General features: G+C 68.7%; 2 protein-coding genes and 1 pseudogene. All 3 read left to right on the top strand.

The annotated features are described in order from the left end of the window. Positions 1-397, top strand: a pseudogene (locus JMF90_RS35610) (glyoxalase); the annotation flags it as partial. Further along, complete coding sequence (locus JMF90_RS35605) at positions 394-1,092, top strand: YoaK family protein (RefSeq protein WP_201316824.1); 699 nt, start codon at positions 394-396, stop codon at positions 1,090-1,092. The pseudogene JMF90_RS35610 and the gene JMF90_RS35605, both read left to right, overlap by 4 nt. Then, on the top strand, positions 1,089-1,788 hold a 700-nt coding region (locus JMF90_RS35600; RefSeq protein WP_201326208.1), incomplete at its 3' end, for an alginate export family protein. The genes JMF90_RS35605 and JMF90_RS35600, both read left to right, overlap by 4 nt.

Here is a 1,788-nt window from a genome sequence, read left to right as displayed (position 1 = left end):
GCAGACCATTCCCGAGAATCGCGTGTACGTGTCGCCGCAAAGCGTGCGCAAGTTCGTGCACGACTTCGTCAAGTTCTCGAAGGGTAAAGTGGTGTCCGATAACTTGAAGGCGCCGGGCATCGAGATCGGCCGGCCGGACGATACGTACCGCCGGATTCGCATCGAATCGGGTTTCGGCAAGATGACCGTGCTGGTGACCGACGGCCATCTGCCTTACCCGTTCGGGCGTGAAATGACCGGCTACGAAGTCACCGATCTCGCCGCGACGCTGAAGCAGGCCGAAGCCGCGGGCGTGACGGTGCTGGTGCCGCCGTTCAAGTCGGACGGTCGCGACGCGGCGCTCGTGCAGTTTCCGGGCGGCTACGTCGCCGAGATCCACGCGAGCGTGGCGCGATGAAGCACGAGGACACGATCCTTGCCGCGGTGGCCGGCTTCGTCGATACGCTCAGCTTCGTCGCGCTGTTCGGGCTGTTCACCGCGCACGTGACCGGCAACTTCGTGCTGATCGGCGCGGGCATCGCCGGCTTCGGTCAGGGCGTCGTGCTGAAGCTCAGCGTGTTTCCCGCGTTCGTGTGCGGCGTGATCGCGAGCAGCCTGATCGCGCGGTCGATGGCCGCGCGACCCGCCTGGCAGGGCACGCGCGTGCTGCATACGGTGCAGGCCGTGCTGTTGCTCGGCTTCTGTGCGGCCGGCGTGTGGGCGACGCCCGTCACGCAGCCCGACAGCCTGGCGGCGCTCGTGGCCGGCATCGTCGGCACGTTCGCGATGGGCGTGCAGAATGCGCATCCGCGCGTGATCGCCCGCGCGGGCGGCGTGCCGAATACGGTGATGACCGGCAACGTCACGCAGGCGATCCTGGATGCGGTCGACATCCTGTCTCCCGGCACGGCGGACGGCGTGCGCGCCACCGCGCGCGCACGCTTCGCGAAGATGCTGCCGGCGATCGTCGCGTTCGCGCTCGGCGCGGCGGGCGGTGCGCTCGGGTTTCGCTATGTCGGGTTCCTGGCGCTGCTGGTGCCTGCCGGCGCGCTCGCGATGCTCGCGCTGTGCGCGGCGCGAGCGGCCGGTACCACCGCGCAGGAGCGCGCATGATCGAGCGACGCAGGCGACGCCACGGCCGCCGCGTCGAGCGGGCCGCGCGCGTGTCGATCGTCGCGGGGCTGTTGTTCGCGGGCGTCGACGCGGTGTGCGCGGAAACGGCAACTGCGTCGACTTCGACGCAAGAACCGGCGCCGGCGTCGACCGCGTCATCGGCTTCGGCGCCGGCCTCGACGTGCACCGCCAAACGCCCGACGATCTTGTTCAACCGCTGGCAGGAAGACTGGTCGGTGCTCGCGAATCCGTGCGTGCCGCGCGCGCCGCTCGACGGGTTGAAATACCTTCCCCTCGGCAACGATCCGCAATCCTATCTGTCACTCGGCGTGAACCTGCGCGAGCGTCTCGAGACCAACGACGCGCCGCTGTTCGGCATCGGCTCCGCGCAATCGGATACGTACCTGATCCAGCGCGTCGAAGTGCACGCCGATGCGCATCTCGGCCCGCACTGGCAGTTTTTCGCGCAATTGCAGGACGCACGCGCATTCGGCAAGAACACGGTGTCGCCGGTCGACAGGAACCCGCTCGATCTCGAACAGGCGTTCGCGACCTACACGGGCGCGCTCGGCGGCGGCACGGTCAAGTTCCGCGTCGGCCGGCAGGAGATGGCGTTCGACCTGCAGCGCTTCATCGCCGCGCGCGACGGCCCGAACGTGCGGCTGGCGTTCGATGCGGTGTGGGCCGACTACGAAT

The organism is Burkholderia sp. E168m23 (assembly GCF_016586125.1).
GTDB lineage: Bacteria > Pseudomonadota > Gammaproteobacteria > Burkholderiales > Burkholderiaceae > Burkholderia > Burkholderia orbicola.
The sequence above is the reverse complement of the archived record's forward strand: the minus strand, read 5'-3'. Positions and strand labels throughout refer to the sequence as shown.

What these genes read in the sequence shown, in the direction of transcription:
- JMF90_RS35605 (WP_201316824.1), top strand. Translation starts at nt 394, where the DNA reads ATGAAGCACGAGGACACGATCCTTGCCGCGGTGGCCGGCTTCGTCGAT.